General features: G+C 60.6%; 18 protein-coding genes and 1 pseudogene. 7 read left to right on the top strand and 12 right to left on the bottom strand.

The genetic code is table 11. The features are described 5' to 3' along the window. Positions 1-17: 17 nt before the first annotated feature. Positions 18-506 carry a hypothetical protein gene (locus tag BF95_RS04495; RefSeq protein WP_043149734.1) on the bottom strand — a complete coding sequence of 163 codons (489 nt, stop codon included), beginning with the start codon at positions 504-506 and terminating at the stop codon, positions 18-20. Positions 507-677: 171 nt separating this feature from the next. On the opposite strand from BF95_RS04495, the gene dnaN reads away from it, so the two are divergent. Then, on the top strand, positions 678-1,790 hold the full coding sequence (gene dnaN, locus BF95_RS04500) for a DNA polymerase III subunit beta (protein ID WP_043149669.1): 1,113 nt from the start codon (positions 678-680) through the stop codon (positions 1,788-1,790). A gap of 99 nt (positions 1,791-1,889) precedes the next feature. Beyond that, on the top strand, positions 1,890-4,505 hold the full coding sequence (locus tag BF95_RS04505; protein ID WP_043149736.1) for an EAL domain-containing protein: 2,616 nt from the start codon (positions 1,890-1,892) through the stop codon (positions 4,503-4,505). Positions 4,506-4,899: 394 nt separating this feature from the next. Here the strand turns inward: BF95_RS04505 and BF95_RS04515 are convergent, their stop codons facing one another. Beyond that, a complete protein-coding gene (locus BF95_RS04515; protein ID WP_043149673.1) occupies positions 4,900-5,322 on the bottom strand; it encodes a response regulator in 423 nt (140 codons plus the stop codon). Positions 5,323-5,398: 76 nt separating this feature from the next. Then, positions 5,399-8,179, bottom strand: coding sequence for a TonB-dependent receptor (locus BF95_RS04520; RefSeq protein ID WP_043149737.1), 2,781 nt, complete (start codon positions 8,177-8,179; stop codon positions 5,399-5,401). 169 nt (positions 8,180-8,348) lie between these two features. On the opposite strand from BF95_RS04520, the gene pip reads away from it, so the two are divergent. Together pip and BF95_RS04530 are read left to right on the top strand one after the other, a co-directional pair. Further along, positions 8,349-9,290: a prolyl aminopeptidase gene (gene pip, locus BF95_RS04525; RefSeq protein WP_043149675.1), complete on the top strand. Its 942-nt coding sequence runs from the start codon at positions 8,349-8,351 to the stop codon at positions 9,288-9,290. Between the two features lie 20 nt (positions 9,291-9,310). Next, positions 9,311-9,637 (top strand): hypothetical protein, encoded by a 327-nt coding sequence (locus BF95_RS04530; RefSeq protein WP_200866877.1) that lies wholly within the window; start codon positions 9,311-9,313, stop codon positions 9,635-9,637. Between the two features lie 6 nt (positions 9,638-9,643). On the opposite strand, the gene BF95_RS04535 is transcribed toward BF95_RS04530, so the two are convergent. The 6 genes and pseudogenes from BF95_RS04535 to BF95_RS04550 form a co-directional block, all read right to left on the bottom strand. Continuing rightward, positions 9,644-9,865 carry a type II toxin-antitoxin system HicB family antitoxin gene (locus tag BF95_RS04535; protein WP_043149677.1) on the bottom strand — a complete coding sequence of 74 codons (222 nt, stop codon included), beginning with the start codon at positions 9,863-9,865 and terminating at the stop codon, positions 9,644-9,646. Continuing rightward, positions 9,862-9,993 (bottom strand): hypothetical protein, encoded by a 132-nt coding sequence (locus BF95_RS30285; protein ID WP_268747144.1) that lies wholly within the window; start codon positions 9,991-9,993, stop codon positions 9,862-9,864. Before BF95_RS30285 ends, BF95_RS04535 begins: the two co-directional genes overlap by 4 nt. A gap of 13 nt (positions 9,994-10,006) precedes the next feature. After that, positions 10,007-10,123, bottom strand: a pseudogene (locus BF95_RS30925) (type II toxin-antitoxin system HicA family toxin); the annotation flags it as partial. Positions 10,124-10,328: 205 nt separating this feature from the next. After that, positions 10,329-12,512 carry an excinuclease ABC subunit UvrB gene (gene uvrB / locus BF95_RS04540; protein WP_043149678.1) on the bottom strand — a complete coding sequence of 728 codons (2,184 nt, stop codon included), beginning with the start codon at positions 12,510-12,512 and terminating at the stop codon, positions 10,329-10,331. Between the two features lie 40 nt (positions 12,513-12,552). Then, positions 12,553-12,945 carry a hypothetical protein gene (locus BF95_RS04545; protein WP_235209560.1) on the bottom strand — a complete coding sequence of 131 codons (393 nt, stop codon included), beginning with the start codon at positions 12,943-12,945 and terminating at the stop codon, positions 12,553-12,555. Between the two features lie 22 nt (positions 12,946-12,967). Further along, positions 12,968-13,879 carry a LysM peptidoglycan-binding domain-containing protein gene (locus BF95_RS04550; protein ID WP_235209561.1) on the bottom strand — a complete coding sequence of 304 codons (912 nt, stop codon included), beginning with the start codon at positions 13,877-13,879 and terminating at the stop codon, positions 12,968-12,970. 254 nt (positions 13,880-14,133) lie between these two features. Here BF95_RS04550 and BF95_RS04555 point away from each other — a divergent pair, with 254 nt between their 5' ends. Continuing rightward, positions 14,134-14,694: a DUF3617 domain-containing protein gene (locus BF95_RS04555; RefSeq protein ID WP_043149681.1), complete on the top strand. Its 561-nt coding sequence runs from the start codon at positions 14,134-14,136 to the stop codon at positions 14,692-14,694. An 83-nt stretch (positions 14,695-14,777) separates the two neighbouring features. After that, the gene (locus tag BF95_RS04560; protein WP_043149682.1) at positions 14,778-15,284 is read left to right on the top strand and encodes a DUF3617 domain-containing protein; all 507 of its coding nucleotides are present in this window, start codon (positions 14,778-14,780) and stop codon (positions 15,282-15,284) included. A gap of 26 nt (positions 15,285-15,310) precedes the next feature. Here BF95_RS04560 and guaA read toward each other — a convergent pair whose 3' ends face one another. Both guaA and BF95_RS04570 read right to left on the bottom strand, forming a co-directional pair. Beyond that, positions 15,311-16,870, bottom strand: a complete 1,560-nt coding sequence (gene guaA / locus BF95_RS04565; protein ID WP_043149684.1) for a glutamine-hydrolyzing GMP synthase — start codon at positions 16,868-16,870, stop codon at positions 15,311-15,313. Between the two features lie 43 nt (positions 16,871-16,913). Further along, positions 16,914-18,167 carry a TCR/Tet family MFS transporter gene (locus tag BF95_RS04570; RefSeq protein WP_043149740.1) on the bottom strand — a complete coding sequence of 418 codons (1,254 nt, stop codon included), beginning with the start codon at positions 18,165-18,167 and terminating at the stop codon, positions 16,914-16,916. 487 nt (positions 18,168-18,654) lie between these two features. Here BF95_RS04570 and BF95_RS30930 point away from each other — a divergent pair, with 487 nt between their 5' ends. Beyond that, positions 18,655-18,807, top strand: a complete 153-nt coding sequence (locus tag BF95_RS30930; RefSeq protein WP_443018330.1) for a DUF6471 domain-containing protein — start codon at positions 18,655-18,657, stop codon at positions 18,805-18,807. On the opposite strand, the gene BF95_RS04575 is transcribed toward BF95_RS30930, so the two are convergent. Further along, positions 18,804-19,532: a hypothetical protein gene (locus BF95_RS04575; RefSeq protein ID WP_152542557.1), complete on the bottom strand. Its 729-nt coding sequence runs from the start codon at positions 19,530-19,532 to the stop codon at positions 18,804-18,806. The two genes, BF95_RS30930 and BF95_RS04575, sit on opposite strands and share 4 nt — an antisense overlap. Between the last annotated feature and the right edge of the window lie 303 nt (positions 19,533-19,835).

The raw sequence follows: 19,835 nt of genomic DNA on the forward strand, positions 1-19,835 counted from the left end.
ATGTGAAAGCGCGTCGCTTATCGCACCCGAGCGCAGCCCAGCGCTGCCGCGTCGATCGCCGTCGCCGCGCCGCGCAGGGCGTAGCTGTCGGCAAACGCCCTGCCTTGCGCGTCGACGCTTTGCACGCTCATGCTGCTGGCCGAGCGCATCGCCGCGATGATCGCCGCGTCGCCGCGTGCGTCGGCGGCCCAAGCGTCCATCCGCCCGGCGACCAAGGGGAATCGGCGTTCACCCACATTGAGCGTCACCGGCGCCTTGTCCGACCGGGCGCGGCTGAGGCGCAGGTGAATCTGCCCGCGCACCCGCTGACGCGGCCATGTGCCAACGGAGGCAAAGCCTTTGCCGCTCCGTCCCCAGCGCGCCACTGACTGAGCGATGGCATAGCAACGCGGCGCGGCCGGATCGCGGAAGGCACCCCAACCCTCGAATATCCCCAGAGAATCACGCGCGTCGGCCGGAGCCGTGGCCAGCATGAGGAGGGTCAACAGGGCAAAGATGGCGTGCATCCAACGCGCAAAGCCCAACCTGTCCCCATTTGCAACCCCGGCGCTGTGGGAAAGGGTGAGCGAGTGCTTGCCCAAGTCGCAACAGCGGTTATGAGGAACCATCCATCATTGTCGCCGGGATTCGACCGAACCCTGGCTATCGGCTTAAAAAGAAACGGACAGAACAGGGACATGAAGGCCACCATCGAACGCGCAACGCTCCTCAAGAGCCTGAGCCACGTCCAGTCGGTGGTCGAGCGCCGGAACACCATCCCGATTCTGTCCAACGTGTTGATCGAAGCATCGGCCGATGGCGCGATCAAGCTGATGGCGACCGACCTCGACCTCCAGATCGTGGACAGTATCGCAGCGCAAGTCGAGCAGCCCGGCGCGACGACCATTTCCGCCCACACGCTGTTCGACATCGCGCGCAAGCTGCCCGAGGGCAGTCAGGTGTCGCTTCAGGCGGCCGAGGGCAAGATGCTGATCCAGGCGGGGCGCGCCCGCTTCAACCTATCGACCCTGCCGCGCGACGACTTTCCGGTCATTGCCGAGGGTGACCTGCCGACCAGCTTCGAACTGCCTGCCGAAACATTGAAGCAGATCATCGACAAGACACGCTTTGCGATCTCGACCGAAGAAACGCGCTATTATCTGAACGGCATTTACTTCCACGTGTCCGACGACGGCCAGCCCGTCTTGCGCGCGGCCGCGACCGATGGACACCGTTTGGCCCGTATCACTGTACCCCGGCCCGATGGCGCGGACGGGATGCCCGGTATTATCATCCCGCGCAAATGTATCGCCGAATTGCGCAAATTGCTCGACGAGGTCGATGGCTCGGTCCAGATTTCCCTGTCGGCCAGCAAGATCCGCTTCGGCCTGGGCAGCGCGATCCTGACCAGCAAGCTGATCGACGGTACTTTCCCCGATTATAGCCGCGTCATCCCGACCGCGAATGACAAGCTGCTCAAGATCGACCCGCGCGGCTTTGAGGAGGGCGTCGATCGCGTTGCGACCATCGCGACCGAAAAGACCCGCGCGGTCAAGATGAGCCTGGATCGCGACAAGATTACTTTATCGGTGACTAGCCCGGAAAATGGCACGGCGGCCGAAGAAGTGCCTGGTGCGTTCCAGGGCGAGGGCTTCGACATTGGTTTTAACGCGCGCTATCTGCTCGACATTTTGGGGCAGATCGACAGCGATCTGGTCGAGCTGCATCTGGCCGATGCCGCCGCGCCGACACTGATCCGCGAGAATGACGCCAGTCCCGCACTTTACGTCCTCATGCCGATGCGTGTTTGATGAGCGGACGTGACTGTCCTGCCCGAAGACGTGATCGTGCCATTACGGGCGGGTAGGGCGGTAAGTCTCTGTAAATAAGTGGCTGCTAACGATACGCGCATGAGTCCATTGTGCGCTTCGCTGTCCGATACGTCTTCGCGACCGGTGACCTTGATGGTCGCACTAGGCTTGACGGAAAGCGGCACCGAGGTGTCGGCATCCTGGATTTCGGGTGCTTTTGCGCCGATCGCGCGCTTGTGGCCATTGATCCTGCTGGCGAAGATTTGCGTTGTCAGCCTTCTCCATATTCCTCTCTATCGCGCTGAGCATAATGTGCAGGCGCTGGTTTTGGCGTTCATGCTGCTGGTGGATGGCACGTTGATGACCGTGCCGCGCCAAATTTTGTTCCAGGCGCTTAAACCGCATGTTCAAAATTGGTTGATGTTGGTGATGGTGTGTCTGTCGGGCCTGTGTTTCAGCTTATGGCTGGGGCAGGAAAGGCTAGCCGCGTCGGAGGCGATTTTCTTGGGCGCGGTGCCGGAACTGGCGGTGGCGCTATTGGCGGTATGTATCTTCGGGGATAGGCGGCTTTTAGGGATCGGCTATTTTCTCGGCGCATTGCTGGTGTCCGTGTTCGCAAAGGCTGGCATGACGCAGGTCGGTCTGCTCCTTTGTTGTGTGATCGTGATGGCAATCGCGACGGTGCGTCAGGCAAGGGTCGATCGTGATGCTGCCATAGAACGCCATAGGCAGGATTTGCGCGCCCAGCGGTCGGATCGATTGCTGATGGAGCATGAGCGCACTGGACGGGGTTGGTTTTGGGAAACCGATCGGCAAGGATGCTTAACCTATATTTCCGAAGCGCTGGCGCAAACGCTGGATGCGCGTGAAGGCGCGCTGATCGGTCGTCCGATTACCGAAATCATTCGGCCAAGCGACAAGCAGCAGAGCAATGGCGAGCGCACGCTAGGCTTTCACCTTTCAGCGCGAACCGGCTTTTCGGATATTTCGGTCTGCGCCGCGATGGCTAAGGAAGAGCGATGGTGGTCGATCTCCGGCCAGCCGGTCTTCAACGAATATGGCCAGTTTCATGGCTTTCGCGGCAGTGGCACCGACCTGACGGAAATGCGCCGCAGCCAGGCTGAAGTGACGCGCCTTGCGCAGTTCGACTCGCTCACGGGCCTTGCCAACCGCATCCAGATGCTCAGTTCACTGGAGCAGGCGGTGGCAGGCCGACCAGGAAAGCCCGGCGATTGCACTTTGATGATGCTGGACCTCGACCGGTTCAAGATGGTCAATGACACGCTTGGGCACCCGGCAGGCGACACGTTGTTGCGGCAGGTCAGTCAGCGCCTTCAGCGCACGGTGGGCAATAAGGGGTTGGTTGGTCGCCAGGGTGGCGATGAGTTCAAAATTTTGTTGCCCGGTCATCATGATCAGGAAGCGCTGACGCTGTTGGCGCAAAATATCATCAGCACGGTGGCCCAACCCTATTCGATCGAGGGCACGGCCGTCGTCATTGGCGTATCCGTCGGCATCTCCCGTGCGCCGCACGATGGTGTCACAGCTGATGCGCTCATTCGCAACGCTGATTTGGCGCTCTATGCCGCCAAGGGCGATGGCCGGGGCGTACATCGCTTCTATTCGTCGGAAATGCATGCGGACGCTGAAGATCGACGCCGTATGGAGGAGGATTTGCGCCACGCGCTGGCCGCCGATGGCTTGCATCTGGCCTATCAGCCTGTCGTGTCACTTCGTACCGATCAGATCACCGGCTATGAGGCGTTGCTGCGCTGGACCCATCCGGTGCGTGGGCCAATTTCGCCGGCCATATTCATTCCGATCGCCGAAGATAGCGGCTTGATCGGTCAGATCGGCGAATGGGTGATGCGTACCGCCTGTCGCGATGCAGCGGAATGGGACGATGGGATTCGGGTCGCTGTGAATGTGTCACCGACACAATTTGCTAATCCCGGTTTCCCCTCCACGGTGATGAATGCGTTGGCTACGTCCCAACTGGCTCCGGCGCGACTCGAGCTGGAAATAACCGAAAGCGTTTTCCTGAACGATGATGATGGCACCGATGCCATGTTCGCGCGGTTGAAGGCATTGGGCGTGCGATTGGCGCTGGACGATTTCGGGACCGGCTATTCCTCGCTCGGTTATCTCAAGAAGGCACCGTTCGACAAGATCAAGATCGATCAAAGCTTTGTGCGCGGGGCTGCAATCAAGGGGAACCGCAACAGCGCGATCATCAAGGCGATCGTCAGCCTGGCCGAGGCGCTGGGCATGGATACGACCGCGGAAGGCGCAGAAACCCAGGACGAACTGGCGCTGATCCGGCAATTAGGATGCAGCCATGTCCAAGGTTATATCTATGGTCGTCCGATGCCATTTGTCGATGTGATGGCCAGCCACATCACGCATGGCGCAAACGCCGAAATAGATGGCTTCAAGTCCAGCCGACCAGACCGTAAGACCATGTTGAGAACGGTCTCGATCCATCATGACGGCCACATCTATACCGGGCGCGTCCGCAACATTTCTCCAACCGGCGCGCTGATCGAAGGATTATGGAACGTTCCCGAAGGAACGTTATTCGCGATCGAATTGGCTGAAAACCAGTTCGTCAACGCCACGGCCTGCTGGTCGCGAGACGACCGGATGGGTGTCGAGTTTGCGGGCGTGGTCGATATGAGTTCGCTACGCAACCCGCCCAAGAGCATGGCATCATGATCCAATATTCAAACTGACTGCTTAGTTCAGCAATAAAATATCACATTTTGATGCCGGAACATGGGTGCTGTACGACCATTATGATTGGCGGATAAAGTAATGGAGAACAGCCAATGCTCAATGATAAGGGTCATAGCGGAAAAAAGCGGCGTCATCGCAGTAGAAAGGGCATTGTCGCGGTTTGGGGGGTAGCGATCGTCTTGAGCGTTGCAAGCCTGAGCGCCTATTATATCAGCGGGAAAGAAAAGCCCGTCCAGCCTGGCAACGGCGTAGCGCAGGCGATGGCCTTGGCGAGTTCAAAATCATCCACACGCTAATCATTTAGTGTGTTGAAAGAGGAGGAGAAGCAGGTTGCCTCTCCTCCTTTTTCAATGTCGTTTCAAATAGTCTGCAATCAGGCCGCAATGGCGAAGGGCGCCCTTTCTAGTTCGGTAAGGCTGCGCGCGACATCTTTGATAAGTGCGACAAAGCAGGCGGCTTCGCGCAAGATCATCGCTTTATTGAAACAGGCTGCGGCACCCCGGTCCATCGCTTCGGCGACGATCGGCGCACCATCGCGCATCAGGCTCGACAACATGATGACGGGGCATGGCTCCATGTCCATAATCTCTTCCAATATCGCCATGCCATCCTTACCTGGCATGGCGATGTCCAGTGTGACGACATCGGGCTTTTCCAGTCGTATCATGTCGATAGCTTCCTCACCGTTGCGGGCGATACCGACCACCTGAACCCGGCGGTCGCGCTCCAACAGCGTCTCGATCATTGCCCTGATGGTGAGCGAATCATCGACAATCACAATCTTGATCGGTTTCATTCTGCCGTCTCCCGAACCTTGGATAGCTGTCATAACGGTCGGGCAACGACTGACTTTAGGCGTAGCTAATGGCTAATTAACTACGTGATCGATTGCTTGCTGCAAAGTTGGGGGAGAATAGCTTGCGCAGGCTGATCGATATGGTGCGGCCCAGCGGGTCGAGATAGCCGGGCTGATACCGCAACGGGGTCACGCCAGTGGCATCGGTTACCTCGCGGCGCTGGTTGAAGATATTGTCGATGCCGATCGACATCCGCGCGCCGCGCAGGAACGGCATGTCCTTCACCAGCATCGGCATCTGCCCCAGATTGGCGAATAGGCGCAGATTGGCGGTCGCCAGGCTGCCAAAGTTCAAACGAGATGCTCCGCCAAGTGCCCCATCGACATGGGTGCCGCTTTCCCAATCTATGCCCAGCCGTGCGCCGATGCCATTATTCGTATATCCGATCCGCGCGTCGATTTCGTGCCGGGGTTGGCCGCCCGCCGATCCGGTGGCGTCGCCATTTAGCAAGTCGAGTTGGGGCACGCCCGGCGCGATGCTGATGCTCTCGGTCAGGTGCCAGGTGTGATAGAGGCTGACGCTGATCCGCCCACCGCCCTGGCCACCGCCACGCCCGCCGCCAAAGCCGCCGCCGCGTGGGCCGGATGGACGAACGCCGCCTTGCCCGGTAGCCCTTTCGCCGCGTGGCCGGTCGCCGCCATCCTGCCCTTGCGCACGCTGTGGCCGGTTACCGAACAGGGCCTGCAATTCGGGTGGTCGGTCTTCGGGCTTGCCGCCCGATGCGCGCCACGCTTCCAACAGCTTCTGGATATGCGATTTGATCGGGATCGACAGGTCGAAGCCCCAGCGCAATTGCTCGCGTTGCGACCGGAGGAAGTTGAGCGGCCGCGCGTCGATCTGAAGCAGGCTGCCGTCCGCATCGCGCAGGAATCGCTGCGGGAAGGCCGCTTCCAGCGCGGGGGTCGGCGTGGGGAAGGACGCGATCGGATTGGTCGTGCGGCTGTTGAGATAGGTAGCGGTCAGCGTCAGATTGGGCTTTTCGAACGGCTTGACCCTGGCCGATAGGCGGAACTGGTCGCGCACGCTTTCGCGCAGGGCCGCGCTGCCGCCCGACAATTGGGTGACGAACACGCTCTGCCCGGTGGCATAGTCGAAGACCGAGACATTGGGCGTGGCGATGAGCGGGTCCGTGATCTGCGCGCCGGTGGGTGCGGCCCGATCCTGATTGGCCGAGGCCAGGATCTGCACCGCTTTCACCGGCTCCCAGCGCAGGCCATAGCCCACAGTAGAAAGCGTCCCGAAATCCGAATAATGTTGCGCGGCGGCGTTCAGATTGACGCTGATATCGCCGACTGCGCCCAGTACGTCGCGCGATCGGCTGGTGATCGGCAGGTCCAGGCTCACCTGACCGCTGCCAATCTCCCGGCTATAACTGGTCTCGCTCTCGACGCCCGATCGCACCGACCGGCTGTCAAAGCCGTTGGCGGATGCGCCGAACTGGATCGAGGTGGTGACGTCGCCAGCGGGCAGGCTGAACAAGGTGCCGTTCAATAGCAGGTCGCCCTGCACCGCTTGGCTTTTCGCCCGCGCCTGGTCGGTCAGGCGGGTGGCGATCAGGTCGGGGGCAAAACTGCCATAGGGATTGACGCTGGCGTCCCCTGCATCGATCGCCGTCTGGATCGCACCGCTATCCACGCCACGATCTGTACGGGTGCGGGTGATCGACAGGTCGCCATTGCCGGTGAAGGACCATTGCCAACTACGCCCCAACTGACCGTTCAGCGTCAGTCCGACATGTCCCGTAGTGCCGCGTATTTGCTGCTCTAGTGCGCCTGTCTGCGCCAAATAGCGGTAGAGCGTCGTGTCGTCGGCAAATGGGGGAAACGGACTTCCGCCTGGCAGTGTCAGTTCGGCAGCCGACAGGCCCTGCAGCGAATCATTGTCCGATAGTTCCAGCCGGCCGTTGAGCGTGGCGGTCACCCCGCCCAGCGCGCGGGCCAGCGTGGCGTTGGCGGAAAAACTCTCCGTCTCCGGGCTTAAGCTGCGATAGCGCGTCAGGTCGCTGACGCTGGTGACATTCGCGCCCGCGACGAAATCATTGAGGCTGGGGGCGCCGGACGTCGCGCTGCCCGGGACGCTCGCCACGGTCACGCTCTGCCCCGCCAGTACCGAAAGCGCCGGGTCGACGGCATCGCCCAAAATCGGCGCGGTGACATTGCCGCCGAGCGAAAAGGGGCGACCCGGCGCGGTCGGAAGGATGCCCCGTTCATTTTCCAGCAGGGCGGCTGCGCGGCTATATTTGAGGTTCAGGGTGAAGCGATTGTCGCCCTGAATACGCAGCATCCCGGCTTCGACCTGGCCATTTTCGCGCCTACCCTGGGTTGTTACGCCCGCGCGCGCTTCGGCCGTTTCGGCGCGGAACCGCTCGCGCAGCACGACATTGACGACCTTCTGCGTCGGCGCATAGCCATAGGAAAGCGCCACCTGTTCAGGCAGTATTTCGACCCGCGCCACCGCTTCGGAGGGAATGTCCTGAATTTCGGAGAAGCTCGATATCCGCTTGCCATTGAGCAGGATGACTGGCGATCCATTGGTCTGTGGCGACAATTCGCTGATCATTTCCGATATGGACGTGACGCCCAGCGCGCGAACATCGGCAGCCGATAGGGTCTGTTCGGGTTCGATATTGCCGATCACCGATCCGCGTGGGGCCTGGCCGGTGACAATGATCTCCTCGCCCTCACCATCGTCCATCTGGGCGGGCGGCGCGCCGATTGGCACCTCCTGCGCCATCAGCGCGGCGGGGGATGTCCCCAGCAGGAACGGAACAAGCCATATGGATGTGGAAAACCGCACGAAAACCCCCAAAAATCAGACCGGATGCTGATGAACGATTAGCCGCCACGTGTCGCAGAACTCTGGCAACGGACAGACGAATTTGTCGCAACTTGTAATGGCGCGGCTGAACCGGGGCTGGCCGAGTGGAACATGGCGAAGCCAGGCCGGGGCTGCTAGAAGCAACGCCATGCGCACATTCTATCCCTCGATCACGCCGTTCGCCTCCGGTCATCTCGACGTTGGCGACGGCCACCATGTCTATTGGGAACGAGTCGGGACGCCCGGCGCAAAGCCAGCCGTCTTCCTGCATGGCGGGCCGGGGGGCGGCATTGCGCCCGATCATCGCCGCCTATTCGATCCGGCGCGCTATGATGTGCTGTTGTTCGACCAGCGGGGTTGCGGCCAATCGACACCGCATGCGGATCTCGACGCCAACACCACCTGGCATCTGGTCGCCGATATCGAGCGGCTGCGCGCGATGATGGGCGTCGACCAATGGCTGGTGTTCGGTGGCAGTTGGGGTTCGACGCTGGCGCTCGCCTATGCACAGGCGCATGGGAAGCGCGTGTCGGAACTCATCCTGCGCGGCATCTTCACCATTCGACGCAGCGAGATCGACTGGTATTATCAGCATGGCGCGAGCCGCGTTTATCCCGACAAATGGGAGCGCTTCGTGGCCCCCATCCCGATGGAGGAGCGTGGCGACCTGCTCCGCGCCTATCACCGTCGCCTGACCGGGCCGGATCGCGCGGCGCAGATCGCTGCCGCCCGCGCATGGAGCGTGTGGGAGGGCGAGACGATCCGCCTGTTGCCCGACCCCTCGCTGTCAGCCGCGCATGATGCGGATGATTTCGCGCTGGCCTTCGCGCGCATCGAAAATCATTATTTCGTCCATGATGGCTGGATGGACGATGGCCAGTTGCTCCGCAATGCGGGCAGGCTGGCGGGCATCCCCGGCGTCATCGTGCAGGGGCGCTACGACATGGCCTGCCCGGCCGAAACCGCCTGGGCCCTGCACCGGGCCTGGCCGCAGGCGCGCTTCGAAATGATCGAAGGCGCGGGTCATGCGTATAATGAACCAGGCATATTGGACGCGCTGATCCGCGCGACCGATGGCTTTGCGGACTGAACGAAACAGGAGATAGTGGCATGCGGATGATGATCATGATGGCGGCGGGTTTGGGACTTGCCGCTTGCGGCGCGAATGACACACCGACGGCTGCCACGAACAATCAGGTTGCGCCGGAAACTGGAGCCGCCGCGCAGGTCGCTCAATTAGACGACGCTCAGCGCAATGGCGTGCTGGAACGCGCAATTCGGGCATCGGGCGCAGCATGTCCGGTGGTGAGCGAGTCGGTTCGGACGGAAGTGCGCAAGGGCGTGATGGGCTGGAAAGCGGAATGCGACAATGGCACGGCCCATCTGATCGAAATCGCCAGCGACGGCACCGGACAGGTCACCAGCCGCAGGGATTGAGGGGCGTCAGGCGGCGTAGATGACCGGGCGGTAGCGAGGGGCAGGAATAGGAAAGCCCTTATCATGAGCAACTTCCAGCCAGCCCTCAATCGCATCGTTGACGTTGGCGATCGCTTCGGCGCGGCTGTCGCCGTGGGCGGAACAGGGCTTTAGGTCCGGCACGTCGGCGATCCAGCACTGGTCCTCGGCTGACCAGAACAGATTGATATGATAGTGCGGCTCGTTCATGCTTCCATATGTAGTCCGTAAGCCTCCATCAGTTCAAGCAGTTCGCGGATCTGATAGCGTTTGGCATCGCCATTCTTGTCGGGCTGCACCGGGAAGGCGCGCGGCACCTTCGACCTTCGGATGGACATATTGGCGATGACTTCCCTTCGTGCGTTCCCAAACGAAACCGAGGGCAATCAGCACGCGCTCAAAGTCACGAAAGCTAATGCCATGATTGCCGTCCAGCAGGCGTTGAAGGAGTTTCGCGGGTTTGACCATGTTGCTTGTCCTGTTTGCAGAGCAAGCCTTCTAATAGTCATGCCGCCGCAGCGGTCCAGTAGGTGACGCCCGCTGCGACATAAGCGAGCGCAAACAAATAGCCGACCAAGAACATCGGCCAACAAATTTCGCTATTGTGCATGCCGGAGTTCAATCCTCCTAGCGAAGATGACATAAGGGAGGATTTTAAATCGTTGCACGAGCGCTACCGCCCAAATTTCTTCTGCGTCTTCCCGTAGCGCAATTTCCGTGTGCCCGGCTTGCCCTCGGTCGCACGGCCTCTGGGAGCCGCCACCTGCTGCTCGTGCGGCAGGCCCAGTTCATCGGCTTCCAGTTTGCGGATCTCGTCGCGGATGCGCCCGGCTTCCTCGAACTCCAGGTCGGCGGCGGCGGCGCGCATCTTCTTTTCGAGATCCTCGATATAGGCGCGCAGATTGTGGCCGACCAGATGCGGGCGGTCGTCCAGGCCGGTGTCGACCGTGACCTGATCCTTCGACGCGACATGGGCGATGATATCGCCGATATTGCGCTTGATCGTGGTCGGCGTGATGCCATGTTTCAGGTTATAGGCCTCCTGCTTTTCGCGCCGCCGCGATGTTTCGCCCAGCGCCCGTTCCATGCTGCCGGTGATGCGATCGGCATAGAGGATCACCCGCCCATCGACATTGCGCGCCGCGCGGCCGATTGTCTGGATGAGCGAGGTTTCGGAGCGCAAAAAGCCCTCCTTGTCCGCATCCAATATCGCGACCAGGCCGCATTCGGGAATATCCAGCCCCTCGCGCAGCAGGTTGATGCCGATCAGCACGTCATAGACGCCCAGCCGCAAATCGCGGATCAGCTCGATCCGCTCCAGCGTTTCGACATCGCTGTGCATGTAGCGGACCTTCAAGCCCGCCTCGTGCATGAATTCGGTCAGATCCTCGGCCATCCGCTTGGTCAGGGTGGTGACGAGCGTGCGATAGCCTTGCGCCGCAACCTTGCGGCATTCGTTGATGAGGTCGTCGACCTGATCCTCGACCGGCTTGATCTCGACCGGCGGGTCGATGAGGCCGGTGGGGCGGATCACCTGCTCGCTGAACACGCCGCCGGTCTGCTCCATTTCCCAGTTGCCGGGCGTGGCCGAGACGCTGACCGTCTGCGGCCGCATGGCGTCCCATTCGTTGAAGCGGAGCGGCCGGTTGTCGATGCAACTGGGCAGGCGGAAGCCATATTCGGCAAGCGTGATCTTGCGTCGATGATCGCCCCGCGCCATCGCGCCGATCTGCGGCACGGTCTGATGGCTTTCATCGACGAACAGCAGTGCGTTTTCGGGCAGATATTCGAACAGGGTCGGCGGCGGTTCGCCCGGCAGACGTCCAGTCAGGAAGCGCGAATAATTTTCGATGCCGGCGCAGCTGCCCGTGGCCGCGATCATCTCCAGATCGAAATTGGTCCGTTGCTCCAGCCGCTGTGCTTCCAGCAGCTTGCCTTCCGCCTCCAGTTCCTTGAGCCGCTCGGTCAGTTCATGGCGGATCGCTTCCATCGCCTGTTTCAGCGTAGGGCCGGGGGTGACATGGTGGCTGTTGGGAAAGACCTTCACATAGTCGAGGCTGGCGACCTTGCGGCCCGACAGCGGATCGAACTCGACAATCTCTTCAATCTCGTCCCCAAAAAAGGATATGCGCCAGGCGGTATCTTCATAATGCGACGGGAAAATTTCCAGATTGTCGCCCTTCACGCGGAAATTGCCGCGCGAAAAACCGGCATCGTTGCGCTTATATTGGAGTGCGACCAGCTTGCGGATGATCTCGCGCTGATCCTCGATCCCGCCCTTCTTCATCGAGAAGGTCATGGCAGAATAGGTTTCAACGGAGCCGATGCCGTAAATGCAGCTGACCGACGCGACGATGATGACATCGTCCCGCTCCAGCAACGATCGGGTCGCCGAATGGCGCATCCGGTCGATGCTTTCGTTTACGGAGCTTTCCTTCTCGATATAGGTGTCCGACCGCGCGACATAGGCTTCGGGCTGGTAGTAATCATAATAGCTGACGAAATATTCGACCGCATTGTCGGGGAAGAAGCTCTTGAACTCGCCATAAAGCTGTGCCGCCAGGATCTTGTTGGGCGCAAGGATCAGGGCCGGGCGCTGCAACGCCTCGATCATCTTGGCCATGGTGAAGGTCTTGCCGGAGCCGGTGACGCCGAGCAGCACCTGATCCTTCTCGCCGGCCAGCGCGCCTTCGACCAGTTCGGGGATCGCGGTGCGCTGGTCACCCGCCGGTTCATAATCGCTGACCAGCGTGAAGCGCCGCCCCCCCTCGCTCTTTTCCGGCCGCGCCGGGCGGTGCGGCACGAAACTGGTGCCGGTATCGGGTTCGTCGAGGGTTGTGCGGATCTGAATGGCCATGGGGGGAATATGGGGGCTTTGGGCCGGGGCGCAATCAGCCTTACAGTTTCAGTTCGAACGCGCCTTTGGGTGGCGGCGGATAGACGACCGGCTTGTCACCAAAGCGGGCGCGAAGGGCGGTTTGGCGGCGTTCCGAATCGACAACATCGACATTGACCTCTTCGGGATATTTCATGCTGACGTGGAATTTGCCGTCCACAATGGCATATTCCAGTACCGACCAGCGCATATTCGGGCCGTCAGGTTCGACATACCAGGCTTCGAAAAGAAGGTCTGACAAATAGTCATCCTTTGGATCATACCAGCGAACCACGTCGCCTTCATCCTTGAAGACGCTAGGTCTAACCCATCCTTCACCGATCTCGACATAAAGGAATATGCCGTTGGGATCGCCCCCGACGATACGAGAAAGTTCATGACCGATGTCGTTCATGAGCGGTCCGAGCAAATCCAATTTATCTTGCGGCATGGGCTTTGCCTTTCGCTTCATTGGAGAAATGTTGAATGTTTGGGTTCCCATCGACATACCATCTGACAACGAGTTTGAAGGGCCGTTTCGATGCCCCTTCATAGCGCGGAACGATATTAAGGACGACCTTTCGTCCTGCTTGGAGGTCTTTAGCCCAGCCATCTTCCATGGCACGATAGGCGCCACGGTTGAAATTTCGATCCTGGGCAAAATGGTTGAAGCTGTCGCTGGAGCCGTTGAAGCGAACAGCGATGAAATGGCCACCCTCATCACCAGGGCGACGATTGGGTTTGCCCGCCTGCGCTTGCTCGCGTCGCGAACGCTTGGCGATTGGTCCATTGGTGAGGTCAGCAACAATTTCCCTCGGCCTCGCAATGACATCGATATGGAAATCATAGCCATTCTTCGTCTCCTTGCGCCAGTTGGTGTCGAGTATCTGGCTTTCCAGCGAAGGCGGATTGGCCGGGTCGGGCGGCAATTTCCCGCCATGCGTGTCCATATAATGGGCCAGCGCCAGAAACTTGGTTCTGGCTGCCTGCCCTGCATCCAGATAGGCCTGATGCGGCAGTTTGATCCGCTGTCCGATGCGGAGCGGCCGATCGAGCGGATGCTGGTTCAGCCATGCCAGTTCGCGCGCGGTCAGCCCCTTGCGGCGCGCGGCAATTCGCGTCAGCGTATCACCCGACTGCACCATATAGATCGAATGGTTGCCCGGATGATCGGCGCGATGCGGACGGCGATCGGGCATCCCGTCGCCATCCGCGCGAACAGCCCGACGATTTTGACCCCTTGGCGGCGCCACGCCCCGCGCACCGCCAGCCGGAAAATAGCGCCCCTGCCCGGCGAAGGTGAAGCGCCCGTCCTCTTCATCGTGCCAGGGGTTGAATTTGATCTCCACAGGAGGAGGTGGTGAAGAATCCATTCTTCGACCAGTGCGAAGATAGAGGTTGAAGGCCGTTAATCCATGTTGTTGGCTTGTCTCTTTCATCCGCACACCCCCCGATTTGCAATCATGGGTGTAGCAAATAATTAAGAACAAACCAAGAACGATATTGTGAAACGTCGATACCGCCTAAGAATTTGAATTGTCGCTTCGGCCTGATATGCTCTCGAAACAACAGGCTGCCACCGCGTGCGAACAGGGGAAATGCGATGACGAAGGCTTTTGGGATTGCCGCCACGGCGCTGTTGATGCTGGCCGCCTGCGGAGACAAGCCGGGCGAGACGACCGGCAATATCGCGGCCACCGACGCCATGAGTCGCGAAGAGGTGAAAGCCGCCGTCGATAAGGTGCAGTTGAAGCCCGGCCAGTGGGAAGGGCGCTTCACCATCCAGGATATCGACCTGTCCAAAATGCCGGGCGCGCCCGCGGGCATGGAGGATCAGATGAAGAGCATGATGAGCCAGACCGCGCTCAAATATTGCGTCACGCCTGAAGAAGCGGCCAATCCCAGCGGCGAAATGTTTGCGGGGCAGGATAATAAGGACTGCGCCTTCAAGGACTTTGCCGTCAGTGGCGGGACGGTGAAGGGGCAGGTGTCGTGCAAGGCCGATGGCGGCACGATGAACGCGACGATGGCGGGCACCTATGCGGCCGACAGCTATGCGATGGACATGGACATGCAGATGGCGGGCGGCCCCAACGGCACCGCCATGGCGATGAAGGCGCGGTCGGAAGGCAAATGGATCGGGGCGGACTGCACGGCGGAGTGATCGCCGCGCATTTCCGCTTGCGCTTTATGCCTGACGGGTAGAGCCTCGCCCCCGTTCCGACGCATAAGAACGGGGATGAGGATATGGACAAGAGCCTTTTGGCGGCGCTGCCGCTTGCGATGATGCTGGGGCTTGGCGGCTGTGGCGGGGAACCGGCACCAGCGCCGGAGGCTGAAGAAGCCCCGATCGTCATGCAGGCGGGGGAGTGGGTTTTGACCCGCAAGACCACTGGCTACAACACCCCGACCGTCACGCCCGCGCAATATCAAGAGGCGCTGCGCCAAGTCAGCGAGGACAAGATCTGCATCGCAGTGGCCCCGGATGGAGTGCCCGACAGCGCCGCGCTGGCTGGTGCGGAGGGTACGGACTGTAGCTATAAGGACAAGCTGGCGCGCAAAGGCCGGTTGATCGTGACGCTGGCCTGCAAGGCGGGAGCGGGCACGTCGGAAATCATGGCGGAGGGCAATTATACCGCCGATACTATGACACTGGGCACCACCATGACGAAGATGCAGGATGGGCAACCGGTGCTGCGCACCACTCATGACCTGACCGGCAAGCGGGTGGGCGACTGCCCGGCACCGGGATGATGGTCAGATAGTCGCTGCCGCCAAAATCACTCCCACTCGATCGTGCCGGGCGGCTTTGACGTGTAGTCATAGACGACGCGGTTGATACCCTTGACCTCGTTGATGATGCGGGTTGCGACGCGGCTCAGGAAGGCAGCGTCGAAGGGGTAGATGTCGGCGGTCATGCCGTCGGTCGAGGTGACGGCGCGCAGAGCACAGACGCTGTCATAGGTGCGCAGGTCGCCCATCACGCCCACGGTGCGGACGGGGAGCAGCACGGCGAACGCCTGCCAGATCGCATCATAGAGGCCCGCATTGCGGATTTCCTCCAGATAGACCGCGTCGGCCTTGCGCAATATGTCGCAGCGTTCCTTGGTCACTTCGCCGGGGATGCGGATGGCCAGGCCTGGGCCGGGGAAGGGGTGGCGGCCGACGAAGATGTCGGGCAGGCCCAGTTCCTTGCCGAGAACGCGCACTTCGTCCTTGAAGAGTTCGCGCAACGGCTCGACCAGCTTCATGTTCATGCGGTCGGGCAGGCCGCCGACATTATGATGCGACTTGATCGTGACCGAAGGCCCGCCAGTGAAGCTGACGCTTTCGATGACGTCGGGATAGAGCGTCCCTTGCGCCAGAAAGTCCGCGCCGCCAATCTTCGCGGCCTCTTCCTCGAACACGGCGATGAATTCGCCGCCGATGAATTTGCGCTTCTTTTCGGGGTCGGTCAGGCCCGCCAGGCCGCCGAGGAAGCGGGCTTCGGCCTCCACATGGACCAATTTGATGCCATAATGTTCGCGGAACAGGCTGACCACCTGTTCGGCCTCGCCCAAGCGCATCAGGCCATGATCGACGAATACGCAGGTCAACTGGTCGCCGATCGCTTCGTGGATCAACACCGCCGCCACCGCGCTGTCGACGCCGCCGGACAGGCCGCAGATGACGCGGCCTTCGCCGACCTGCGCGCGGATGTCGGCGATCTTGGTCGCGCGGAATTCCGCCATCGTCCAGTCGCCCGCCAGGCCACAGACATGGCGCACGAAATTGGCGAGCAGCTTGCCGCCATCGGGGGTGTGGACGACTTCTGGATGGAATTGGGTGGCGTAGAAGCGCTTGGCCTCGTTCGCGGTGACGGCGAAGGGGGCGCCTTCGCTGGTCGCCACGACCTCGAAACCTGGGGCAAGCTGCGTCACCTTGTCGCCATGGCTCATCCACACCTGATGGCGCTCGCCCTCGTTCCACAGGCCGTCGAACAATGCGCAGCTCTTCTTGACCTCGATGAAGGCGCGGCCGAATTCGCCGCTCTCGCCGCCTTCGACATTGCCGCCCAATTGCTGCATCATCGTCTGCTGGCCATAGCAGATGCCCAATACCGGGACGCCCGCGTCGAAGATCGCCTGGGGTGCGCGGGGGCTGTCCTCCCACATGACCGAAGACGGACCGCCCGACAGGATCACGCCCTTGGGCTGCATCCGGGCAAAGGCCTCATCGGCGCTGTTGAAGGGGGCGATTTCGGAATAGACGCCGGCTTCGCGGACGCGCCGGGCGATGAGCTGGGTCACCTGGCTGCCGAAGTCCACGATGAGGATGGAATCCTGAAGGGGCAGCGTCATAGAATCGCCTTTGTCAGTCCGAGGGGGTGGGATTCGCGTCCGGTTACTGTCCTGTCGCGCCCTTGTCCAGCACAGGTGCGCGCGCGCCGCGCCCGGCGGTCCATCCCAGCAACGCGCCGCTGGCCAGAACGGCGGCGGCGATCAGGAAGGCGCTGCCGATGAAGGGCAGGATCGGCGCGGTGCCGACCGAGGCGGAATAGACCGCGCCGAAGAAGAGCGGCGAGGCGATGCCCGCGATGCTGGCGACGCTGTTGTTCGCGCCCTGTAGCTGGCCCTGTTCGCTTTCCGACACGCGCCGGGTCATGAGCGACTGGATGGTCGGCATGGCAAGGCCCCAGAGCGCATTGGGCAGCATGGCGGCGACGAACAGCCATCCCGTCGGCGCAAGGCCCATCGCCGCAATGCCGACCGCGCCGAACGACAGGCCAACGACCATCGTGGTCCGATCGCCCAGCCGCTTGACGACTGGCCCGACGAGCAACCCCTGCACCCCCATATCCATCAGGCCGACGAGCGCCAGCAGGGTGCCGACCTGCCATGCGCCCCAGCCATAGCGGTCGCCCGCATAGAGGACGAACACCGCCGAAAACAGGTGATGGGCGAAATAGAGCAGGAAATTGACGGTCGCGAGGCTGGAAAGTTCGGGGTGCGACCGCAGCAGCCGGAGCGCGCCGAACGGATTGGCGCGCCGCCAGCTGAACGCCATGCGCTTGTCGCGCGGCAGCGATTCGGGCAGCACGATCAGGCCATAGAGGAAGGCTATGCCCGACAGGCCCGCCGCCGCCCAGAAGGGCGCGCGCAGCGATATCTCCCCCAGCACGCCGCCAATGAGCGGCCCGGCGACGAAACCGCCGCTGAACGCCGCGCCGATCAGGCCATAGCCCCTGGCGCGATCTTCGGGTGCGGTGATGTCGGCCATATAGGCGAAGACCGAAGTGAAGCTGGACGAAGTGATCCCGGCGAGGATGCGTCCCACCGCCAGCCACCACAAGCTCGGCGCAAGCGCCATCAGCACATAATCGAGCGCCAGCCCGCAGACCGACACCAGAATGACGGGCCGCCGCCCGAACCGGTCGGACAGCGAGCCGATCACTGGCGAGCAGAGAAATTGCATCCCCGCCCACAGCGCCACGAACAGCCCGTTCCACAGGCCCGCCGCGCTGGTCGCGCCGGAAAGCTGCTCGATCAGTTGCGGCAGCACCGGAATGACGATGCCCATCGACATGACGTCGAGCCATGCCGTCACCAGGATGAAGAGGATCGCAGCGGTGCGTGCGGGGGCGGGCTGGGTGGACATGCTGGACCCGCTATAGCGATGGCTGGCGGATGCCAAGCGGGTGGCGAAGGTTGCGGCGTTTAAGGTCACAGGGCCGAAGTTCACAGTGTCGCAGGGCGATTTGGACCAATCGTGCCGGTAAAGCCGTGGGAAGGCCCCGGCAAAGGCGCAGCGACGCGACAGGGACGCAACGATGACGCGACACGGACGCGACAGTCACGCGACGGTCGCGCGCCGCATATGGGGCGATCCGCGGCGTCAGCGTGGGGGAGGGTGGTCGGGGGGCGTTTCATCTGGAAGGATAGACCAGAGAAAATCCTAATAGGAAAGGGGTGGGGTGGTTTTGGCGTGCCTCTCCCGCCTTCGCGGGAGAGGGCACGGAGACTTGGCAAAAGTATCGTATATGATGCTCATAAAACCATAGGGGATATAGCCATTCCTAAAATGTCGAAGGGTTGGGAAGATCTGGTAAAGTCGATGCTCAAGGCAGAGCTAACGCGTAAGGGGGCTGTCCTACGCCGACCTGGTTGGGAAGCTGGCCGATATAGGGGTCATGGACTCGGGGCCGAATATCAGGAATAAGCTGAGCCGGGGCAAATTTACAGCGGTGTTCCTAATCCAATGTCTAGAGGCAATTGGAGTAGAAAATGTTCATATTTAATCAGTTATATTGTGCGCCTTTTTTAAGGCGAGCACCACATCTGCTGAATGATAGCTGTCCCCCAACGTTCTCACCATGTCTTTTAGCTGCATAAGAATATCATTCCTGTCAGAAAGGTCAGGGTAGTCCTGTTCTGTCAAAATTTCTATGTCCACCAAAGACATTAAGTCGGATATACGATCGTCTTTATGTAATATCTGGAATGTCAGTTTTCTCTGTGCCCACAACCGACCATTATCTTCTGCCACATTAGCCATGAGATTGACGCAGTATTCTTTCATCCTAATGGACGCAATTCTAAGTGGAACATCATAGGAGAGCTGATCTATCAAAGAATCGATCTCTAATAAAAGCTTGTGTAAATCATCTGGCGTTATTCCAAATTTTGAATGAAGATCTATTGTTCTATAGCCAGCCATAGCAGTGAGCTTACTGAGCTTTTCGCTTAGTAACATGCGGCGATCGGCAGTATATGATTTCAACGAAGCTTCAATCGATCTAGATGGAGCGTTTATAATCCTTTGAAGCTCAGCCTTCTCGTTTTGGTCCTCCTTCCACAGCCAATAGGAGGCGGCAAGTAGGCGGAGCACCACGACCGCAACCACAGTCATTGCGACACCTAGCGCCAAAGTCTCTTGGACCGTGCTAGTCATTTTCGTTCCCATCAGCGATAGAGCCAACGTCGAAAATGGAACGATCAGGATTGTCAGCTTGTCGGTCAGCATCACGCTGTTCTCGGCAGCGCGCACAATCCAAAGCTTTAAATATTTCCACAACATTGAGGCATAATGCATTGCGGGCCGTCATCTGTGGAGTCCCGCGCAAATAATTTCATATGCAGTCACCATCTGCGATACGTCCGTCATCGCGGGAGCGGGCGAACGTAACCGTCTTGGTGCGTTTGCTACATAAGGCCGGTCTTCACGGGAGAGGCTACGGAGACTTGGCAGCTTGCTGCCTAGTCGATGTCGGTGAGGGCCTTTCTTGGAGTGGTAGACAGACCCTCACCCTCCCACGCCTTCGGCGCG

This window comes from Sphingobium sp. Ant17 (assembly GCF_000588875.1).
Classification (GTDB): domain Bacteria; phylum Pseudomonadota; class Alphaproteobacteria; order Sphingomonadales; family Sphingomonadaceae; genus Sphingobium.